General features: G+C 30.7%; 12 protein-coding genes. All 12 read left to right on the forward strand.

From position 1 onward, the window contains the following. The coding region (locus tag FAY47_RS14945; protein ID WP_207706247.1) for a hypothetical protein at window positions 1-1168 on the forward strand (1168 nt) is incomplete at its 5' end. A gap of 22 nt (window positions 1169-1190) precedes the next feature. Continuing rightward, a complete protein-coding gene (locus tag FAY47_RS14950; RefSeq protein WP_143317709.1) occupies window positions 1191-1679 on the forward strand; it encodes a hypothetical protein in 489 nt (162 codons plus the stop codon). A 181-nt stretch (window positions 1680-1860) separates the two neighbouring features. Next, window positions 1861-2133: a hypothetical protein gene (locus FAY47_RS14955; RefSeq protein WP_143317710.1), complete on the forward strand. Its 273-nt coding sequence runs from the start codon at window positions 1861-1863 to the stop codon at window positions 2131-2133. A 47-nt stretch (window positions 2134-2180) separates the two neighbouring features. After that, complete coding sequence (locus tag FAY47_RS14960; RefSeq protein ID WP_279232075.1) at window positions 2181-2444, forward strand: RHS repeat-associated core domain-containing protein; 264 nt, start codon at window positions 2181-2183, stop codon at window positions 2442-2444. A gap of 172 nt (window positions 2445-2616) precedes the next feature. Continuing rightward, a complete protein-coding gene (locus FAY47_RS20650; RefSeq protein WP_207706248.1) occupies window positions 2617-3402 on the forward strand; it encodes a hypothetical protein in 786 nt (261 codons plus the stop codon). Between the two features lie 2 nt (window positions 3403-3404). Next, window positions 3405-3761, forward strand: coding sequence for a hypothetical protein (locus FAY47_RS14970; protein ID WP_143317712.1), 357 nt, complete (start codon window positions 3405-3407; stop codon window positions 3759-3761). Window positions 3762-3773: 12 nt separating this feature from the next. After that, window positions 3774-4337, forward strand: coding sequence for an RNA 2'-phosphotransferase (locus FAY47_RS14975; RefSeq protein WP_347562802.1), 564 nt, complete (start codon window positions 3774-3776; stop codon window positions 4335-4337). A 357-nt stretch (window positions 4338-4694) separates the two neighbouring features. Beyond that, window positions 4695-4883, forward strand: coding sequence for a hypothetical protein (locus FAY47_RS14980; protein WP_143317713.1), 189 nt, complete (start codon window positions 4695-4697; stop codon window positions 4881-4883). A 103-nt stretch (window positions 4884-4986) separates the two neighbouring features. Beyond that, complete coding sequence (locus FAY47_RS14985) at window positions 4987-6294, forward strand: hemolysin family protein (protein ID WP_143317714.1); 1308 nt, start codon at window positions 4987-4989, stop codon at window positions 6292-6294. A gap of 406 nt (window positions 6295-6700) precedes the next feature. Beyond that, complete coding sequence (locus FAY47_RS20985; protein ID WP_243129630.1) at window positions 6701-6940, forward strand: hypothetical protein; 240 nt, start codon at window positions 6701-6703, stop codon at window positions 6938-6940. Between the two features lie 72 nt (window positions 6941-7012). Further along, on the forward strand, window positions 7013-7780 hold the full coding sequence (locus tag FAY47_RS14990) for a hypothetical protein (protein WP_243129631.1): 768 nt from the start codon (window positions 7013-7015) through the stop codon (window positions 7778-7780). 299 nt (window positions 7781-8079) lie between these two features. Then, on the forward strand, window positions 8080-8575 hold a 496-nt coding region (locus tag FAY47_RS20365), incomplete at its 3' end, for a hypothetical protein (RefSeq protein WP_207706249.1).

An 8575-nucleotide genomic window follows, 5' to 3' on the forward strand; every position in this document is an offset into this window, starting at 1 on the left:
TGTAGACGGAGTGATTAAGTCAGTAGAAGATCTAATTAAAGGACTAGTTGGATTAGTTATAGGTGTTTCAGTATATGCAGTAGGTGGCGTAGCTGTTGCAATCACTAAGGGAACAGGGGATACTCCAGACTGGCTTAAGGGAGCAGAAGAAGACTTTTATAAGGATAATGAAATGATAAAGGCTGTCCTTGATGATCCTTCTATCATAGTCGAAGGGATAGCACAACAAGTATCTGATGCAAAGGATGAAAAGGGATTAGCTTATTGTACTGGTTATACGGCTGGACTTATAGCGCAGATTGTACTGCTTAAGAAGGTTAAAGGTGGTTCGGGGGTTGAGGGAGTTAGTGAAGCTAGAGTAAAATATCTTGAAACTTTAAAAAATGGATTAGTAGATGATGATGCTTGGAAGAATTTGTACAAGCATGCTGAAAAGAATGATATTGATTTAGGAACAAAATCCTTTGAATGGAAGTTACAAAAAGTTGAAGAACTTAAATCAGAAATTTTAGCAGATAGAGATTTAATGTCAATAATACAAGAAAAAGCAAATAACTTATTGAAATTATCTGACAATAGATTAAGCGATGCTATGGCTAGTGGTTACAGCGCTGAAGATTATTATAGAGTTTTAAATCAAGAAAAAAGTGGCATAAGAGCTAAGGAATATATGGAATCACTTGAAAATTCAAACTTAGTTGATGAGTGGCATAATAATTTCTACGGAAATGATAGTAAGTATGTTATAAGTTATATGTCTAAAAATGATTATATTAAGTTTGTTTTAGATGGAAAATCAATTGGTAGACCAGGGGTAAATGGTGGTCAGTTTGTTTTGCCGGAATTAACAGCTGATTCTATAGAAACAAAATTAGCTGATTTAGGGTCTATAGAATCTTCAACTACTGAATTTAAAAGACAATTAGCAAAAGCTTTAGGTTTACCAGAGAATACTTATAATTCCGGAGTTGTTAGAGTTGAAATTCCAATAGATTCAGATATAGATTTGCGAATAGTAAGTGGTGTAGAAGATGGTTGTAATTATCAATGGGTTCCAGGAACCAAAACTTTAGGTGGTACTAGAGAAGGTATAATAAGACAGATATTAGAAAGTAAAGATAAAGATTTATATGAGCAAATTATTAATAATTCGAAGGTTGGAAACTAACTCAATATAAAGGAGGATAAAGATGGAAGATGATATTAATAGAAAAAGTTTATTACTTGCAATAAAGAGAAATGAACTTGATGATTTCCTAGTAGGAAGAGGAGTATATTCTTTTGGATTTAATCCATATAGGCCAGGAAATTCTATGTTAGATTTAGATAATGCAATGCCAGAAATATATAAATACCATATTGATGAGCCAGATGAAAGAGTAGATATATTGTTAGAAAAGACATTATTAGAATGGCTAACATGGAAATCAGGAATAGGTGTATATGCAGTGTTTTTAGTATTAAGTTATCAGTTAAAAATGGAAAAATTGAAAAAATCTCCATTCAGTATAAATAAAAAAGAGATAATTAGAGAGTTAAGGAAAGATGCTCTTACATATGAAGGTAAACTGAAAAATCGCAAGGAGTATGAAGGAGAAAATTTAACAGAAGGATTATGGGAGGCTATGCAACTTGAAAATGAAAGGAATATTAAGGATTATGGAATAGAAATCTTATAATTTTTGAAGAAATTTTATATAGACTTCAATAAATAGAAAGAGTTATTTATTGAAGTCTTTTACAATTCGTAGAAGACTGAGTAGCAGGTGGAATATGAATTCAATATCAGCTTCCATTACCAGTAGATATCTTAGAAGAATTAGGATTGCTAAAAATAATAAAGTAAGGAGAAAAATATTTATGAGGATAGAAGAAGCAAAAAAAATAATTGAAGAAGAGGAGTTGGATAGGTATAAAAAGATAACATCTGATGGAATTGATATAGTAGAAAATCAAATTGGTATTCTCGAAATAAAAGATGGTTGGCAATTCTTTTGTATAAATGAAAGGGGCGGGGTTGAAGTTATTGAAAAACATAAAATAAAAGAAGACGCTATTTCTCATATGATAGAGGGATTAAGGGTTGAAAAAAGAATTGCTGAAAGACGATTAATGAGAATGAATAAAATATAGTAGGAAAGAGTCTTTTATAATTTTTAAAAGATATTTTAATCAATGAGATTGAAAATACTTTTTATGATAAGGAAGCAGATTATTATTTTCTTCAATCAAGAATGTATGATCCAAGTGAAGGAAGATTTATTCAAGAAGATAGCTTCCGAGGAAATAGCAAAGATCCGTTAAGTTTAAATCTATATACTTATTGTGTTAATAATCCGATGGTGTATGATGACCAAAATGGACATTGGCCTGAATGGATAAGCAAGGCATGGAATGTTGCTAAGGATATAGCAAGCAGCAAATGCTGTATGGAATGGTGCTAAGTGGATAGTAAATACTGTTAGTGAGGGTGTTAAAAGTTTTTTTGCAAACGTAGTTGAGTTTAAAAATAATATTGCTTCAAGCATTAAATCTATTAAAAATGGTTTTAGTAATATAAAGGATAGATTAGATAATTTAATTAATTGGCGTAAAAAATCTAATGAGATAATTCAGGTGACAAAACAAAATAAAGATGCGGCAGTAAACTTTTTTAAACAAATTAATTTTCAACAATTACTTTCAGGTGGAATAGCTATGGCTGTAGGAATTGAATCAATGAGTGCTGGATGGGGAGCAATAGGCGCACCTGTACCTGGAGGACGTATAGCTGGAACAGGATTACTTGCATTAGGTGCATCTAGCTTCCTATATGGAACTGGTGAGGTTATAGATTCAACATTCCATACAAATCCAATAAAAGATATGGCAGAAAAGCTAGGAATGTCTGAAGAAGATTACAATATGCTAGGCTTTATGAGTACATTTGGAAGTTCTGTTGGAGCTAGTGCGGTTTCACCTTATAGATCTAATGGATCAACACCTAACGAATCAGCAGAAGCCGAGGCAAGTGAGGGGGCGGCTGAAGCTATCTCAGTAAATCCTAATGAAATTAGATTTAGCCAGAGCTCTGTAAATGGTGCAGAAGAAATAATTCAAAGTATGAAGGCTAATGGTTGGAATGGTGACCCGATTGATGTTGTAAGAATGAGTGATGGTAAGTTAACTACAATAGATAATACAAGAGTGGTTTCTGCAAGAGAAGCAGGAATAGATGTTCAGGCTAACATACACGATGCAAATGAACTTCTTCCAGAAAGTCTAATTGATAGATTTACAACTAAAAAAGGCGTTCCAAGTACTTGGGGAGATGCAATACAATTAAGAATTGGAAAACAAAACGCATCATTTAGAAATAATAATCCTTTTGGTGCGGATACTATGGAAAGGATAGGAAAGTAACAATGAGTATGCAAATTTCAAAAGAAAGACTACCGATAGAAGGATTCGAATATCCACAATCATTTATGAAAGCAATTGAACTAAACTTGGTGGATTTTGACTTGTGGTATATGATGGATGAAGGTCAGGTATTGAGAAGGATAGAAGGACTTAAACAAAGATATCCAAGCAGAAAACTAATACCATTTGCTAGAAGAGATGACAATGACGATATAGCTTGCTTCGAAATAGGGAAAGGGGAAAAAGTTCAAATAGTACATGATTTTGCTTCAGAAGGCTATGAGCAAAGAAAAGAATTTGAAGATTTTTGGCAATGGTTAGAAGAAGCAGTTCATGAAATGATAGAATATAATAAATAGCAAAAAAGGAGGATGATTTCGATAAACTATTTAGAGTTAAGTAAAGAAGTATCATATGCACTACGACATGCACCATGGGAATATGAATTGGAACTTGATGAGAATGGATGGGTAGATGTTGAACAATTGCTAACTTCATTAAGGGAAGATAATCGATGGAGTAATGTAACGGAAGCAGATTTGATAGCTATAATAGAAGGTTCAGAGAAAAAGCGTCATGAAATACTATCAGGAAGGATTAGAGCCCTATATGGTCACTCTGTGCCGCAAAAAATAGCTAGGGAGAATGAGGAGCCGCCTAGGGTTCTGTACCATGGAACAGCTAGAAGATTTTTAGAATCAATAACAGAGAATGGACTACTACCAAGAGGCAGGCAATATGTTCATCTATCAATTGATGTTGATACAGCACTACAAGTGGGAAAAAGACGTGATAATAAACCTATCATTCTTATGATTAATGCAAAACAAGCTTGGAATGAAGGAATAAAATTCTATCAAGGAAATGACAAGGTTTGGCTAGCTGATTTTGTACCAAGCAAGTATATCATTGAAAATGAATCTACAAAATTGTAATCTGGCTGCAAAATATCAATTTGGCTAACTGCAAAACATTAAATGTTAAGTTAAATAATGATATATCCAATAAAATCATTAACATTGGATACAAGTTGACATACAATACTTGCTTCATAATAATGATAATGCAGTAATCTGTAACAAAAGTAAAAATCAAATATATATTATAATAATAATAAAGGCTAACGCTGATAAAAAGGCATTAGCCTTTTTTCTATATAATCAAAAGAAAGGAGCAAATAGGCATGATAAATGAATTGGATTTGATACTGGTGAAGTTATTGGTAAAATATTAGGTAGAGAAGATATTTGCAAGTAGAAATACCTTGAGAAGATTAAAATATACTAGGCTTTATGGTCACATTTGGAGGTTCTGCTAAAGCTAGTGCAGTTTCACCTTATATATCTAATGAATCCAAAGGAGCTGCTTCAAGTGAGGCGGAGGGTGAATCTAAAGTTACCGCAGGAGGCATCGAGTTTAGCGATAAATTTAGCAAACCTCAGTACAAAAACCAAGTTGCCATTAGAATAATAAAAATATAGTTTTAATAGGCTTAGTTTAAGGATATTTTTATTATATAAGAAAATACTATTTATTAATAAGAAAATATTAATTATAGTAATTACTTTGGAGGAAGATGAACAAATGGTTGTTTTTATAAACGTTGTTATTGTCATTTTGCTTGTATTTATGAACGGTTTTTTTGTTGCTGCTGAATTTGCTGTAGTAAAAGTAAGAAAATCTAGAATAGAAACATTAGTGCTTGAAGGGAATAAAAGTGCTAGATATACTTTAAAGATCGTTAATGATTTGAATTCATATTTATCCGGATGTCAATTAGGAATAACCTTAGCATCTTTAGGATTAGGATGGGTTGGAGAACCAGCGGTATCAGAGATGTTAATGCCACTGTTTAATCTATTCAATCTTTCAGAAAGTGCTGTACATTCGATTTCATTTGTTTTAGGGTTTTCCATTATAACCGCTATGCATATTGTACTTGGGGAGTTAGTACCTAAATCTTTAGCTATTATAACTGCAGAAAAGGTGGCAATGTACACATCTCTACCTTTAATTATGTTTTATAATTTAACGTATCCAATAATGTGGGTTTTTAACAATACTACTAATTTAATTTTGAAAACATTTGGATTTTCTTTAGTGGATGAACATGAAGCAGCACATACAGATGAAGAAATAAAGTTATTAGTTGAAGAAAGTTATAAGCATGGATTAATAGATAAAACTGAATTGACTTTTGTAGATAACATATTTGATTTTTCAGAGACAACAGTAAAAGATATAATGATTCCTCGTACAGATATGGCCTGTGTTTACATAGAAGATTCTTTTGAAGATATTATAAAATATACTTTAGATGAACAATTAACTAGATATCCAATATGTAGAGAGAGTAAAGATAATGTTCTTGGTTTTGTACATATAAAAGAATTATACAAAATGAAAATAGATGGGGAAAATCAAAATATAGAGGATATTATTCGAGAAATTAAATTTGTTCCAGAATCTATGTCAATAAGTGAGTTGTTAAAGTTATTTAAAAATGAAAAAGTTCATATGGCTATAATTATTGATGAATATGGTGGAACTTTTGGGCTTGTGACTATTGAAGATATTTTAGAAGAAATAGTTGGTGAAATTCAAGATGAGTTTGATGAAGAAATAGATGAAATCAACAAAAAGGAAGATGGAAATTATATAGTAGACGGAAAAGTTCATATTGAAGATATAAATGAACTATTAGAGATAGAAATTAAAGAAGAAAATATTGATACTATAGGTGGATGGGTATATTCACAACTAAAATCATATCCAGAAGTAGATGATAAAGTTATCTATAAAGATTATGAGTTTATTATATTAAAGTGCACTAGAAAAAGAATAAGCAAAATTTTAATTAAGAATCGTATACTTACAGCGTTAAAGGATTGAGAATTGCGACAGAAAGAACTTTCTAAAAGTGAAAAAATTTGAATCATAGCAATAATCAAGGCTAACGCTGATAAAAAGGCGTAGCCTTTTCTACTTTCCAAAGCACTTATCTTATTGTTATTTTCATTGTTTTGGTTATAATGAAAATATATTTAATGATTATAAGTCTACCTATTTCTACACTTATATTTAATAAAATTTATCCTCAGCTTGTAGCACATGTACAAAGTTATATGTTTGTAAAAATTAAGCTATTAAGTTATTTAATAATGTTTGTAATTTCAATTTTGACATATTGCATATCTAAAGGGATTTTAAAAAGGCATTTATATAGTGTTAAACTTAGTGAAATATTAAAAAATAGAGAATAGATTTATTATAAGAAAGAATTTAAGGAGGAATAAATATGAATAATCCTTTTATGGAAGGTGGATATTTATCTTCAAATGTATCTATAAATAAATTGTTTATTGAGAAAATGCCAACAAATAAAGTAAAACAAGACTTACAAGGTAAAACTGCAATGGACATATTTTCTACTGAACTATTTATAAATGAAATCAAGAAAAATTCCAAAGATTTAAAGTTAGATATTAATAATCTAGAGGAAAAGATGTTCCCACAGTATTTAGATAATCTATTGTAAAGTGATGATTTATTAGTTAAGAAAAAAGCAAATAACATTGTTAGATTATTTGGTGAAAGTCTTGGAGTTATTTTGCTAACTTTAAAGAAAGCAGAAAATGAGAATAGACTTAAGAGAAAGGAGTGGGGAGATAAAGAATGGGAATTTTGGAGCACTATAGAGAACATAATTTTAGTAGGTGGACTTGCTAGTTCAAATATAGGTGAAAGTTTTAAATATTATATAGAAAAGGTATTTAAAGATTCTGGTGAAAAGAGTTATAATATTATGCTAATTAAAGACTCATCTAATATTGGGATAAACGGTTGCGCAGCATATATTAAAGGTGTTTCTAAGGGAAAAACATATCTGATTTTTGATTGTGGACAAACTTTTATCAAGAGAAGTCTAGTGAAAATTGATGATAGTGGAGTTAGAGATATTAGAAATTTAACCAAGGTTCTATCTAAACATGTGGAGTGGAATTTTAAAAATATAGAAGAAGAAAGAAATGAGGCAGGTAATTTACACAAACACATTCTAAATACCATTCTAGATACAGTAGAAATTGCAAAAGAAGAAGAAAATGATAATATAGGTGATACTATAGTAATTAACATAGCTAATTATGTTAGAAATGGAGCATTTGCAAATAGGGGAGGCTACGGAAAGCTAAGGTTAATAGCCCATGATTGTGAAAAATATTTGTCTTCTGTATTATATGAAAAACTTAAAAAAAGCTTTTGTATAAAACTAGTGCATGATGGAACTGCAATGGCTAATGCATTTTTAGATTATCCAAATTCAGTTTGCATATCTTTAGGAACTGCATTTGGAGTAGGGTTCCCAGTAAAAAATTAATACAAAGTGAAATATATTTACAAAATTGAGATATAAGAGTAAAATAGACAAAGGGATTGGGAAAAACTAGGGAATTACAATTAAGCAAACGATATTGAATTTATCAAGGAATTAAATTAAGATGAATGGAGATATAGTATGCTTAAGTTAAATAATAAAGAAATAAAGACTTATTATATACAGGACAAGCATCTATTGAAGGATAAAGTGGGAGAAACTCATTTTGTTTTAAAAAGAGATGTTGTGTCCTTTTTTCATTCCGCTGTACATTATGTTAAGTAACTTAGGGGGAATGGAATGTGATAAGTGATATAAAAGTAAATTACGGGGTAATAGGAGATCTAAGGGATAAAATAGCTACATATAAATCAGCAATTGAAACCATGGAAGAATCATTAAATAATATAAATAGAAGGCTTGAAACTGAAAACAGCGGAGAAGCTGTAGCGGCACTAATAAGTAAGCATGAAGATTTAAAAGGAGATATAAGTGCCTGCAAGGGAGAGTTAGAAGATTTATATAAACTTTTTAGTGGCTTCCATGATGAAATGACAGAAATAATACATCCAATGAGTTATGGGGCTCTTATGAGAGTAGATAGAGATGATATATGGTGGAATATGCAGTCAATAATAGGTGCCTGTACTGCAATAGGAATCATGAGATACAATGTTTCAACCTATAGAAGTTTTCCAAGTTTTTCAGACAGCAAAGAAGAAAAAGAAAATCAAGAAAGAAATTATAGAAAAATAGAGGAAATTTGGGATATAATTAATTCATATAAGAGTGGATTTG

It is taken from the genome of Clostridium sp. HBUAS56017 (assembly GCF_007115085.1).
Classification (GTDB): Bacteria; Bacillota; Clostridia; order Clostridiales; family Clostridiaceae; genus Clostridium; species Clostridium cibarium.

Excerpts from the sequence above, each read along its gene's own strand:
- FAY47_RS14975 (WP_347562802.1), top strand. The coding sequence starts at position 3,774 with ATGATTTCGATAAACTATTTAGAGTTAAGTAAAGAAGTATCATATGCA.
- FAY47_RS14985 (WP_143317714.1), top strand. The coding sequence starts at position 4,987 with ATGGTTGTTTTTATAAACGTTGTTATTGTCATTTTGCTTGTATTTATG.
- FAY47_RS14980 (WP_143317713.1), top strand. The coding sequence starts at position 4,695 with ATGGTCACATTTGGAGGTTCTGCTAAAGCTAGTGCAGTTTCACCTTAT.
- FAY47_RS20985 (WP_243129630.1), top strand. The coding sequence starts at position 6,701 with ATGAATAATCCTTTTATGGAAGGTGGATATTTATCTTCAAATGTATCT.
- FAY47_RS14955 (WP_143317710.1), top strand. The coding sequence starts at position 1,861 with ATGAGGATAGAAGAAGCAAAAAAAATAATTGAAGAAGAGGAGTTGGAT.
- FAY47_RS14970 (WP_143317712.1), top strand. The coding sequence starts at position 3,405 with ATGAGTATGCAAATTTCAAAAGAAAGACTACCGATAGAAGGATTCGAA.
- FAY47_RS14950 (WP_143317709.1), top strand. The coding sequence starts at position 1,191 with ATGGAAGATGATATTAATAGAAAAAGTTTATTACTTGCAATAAAGAGA.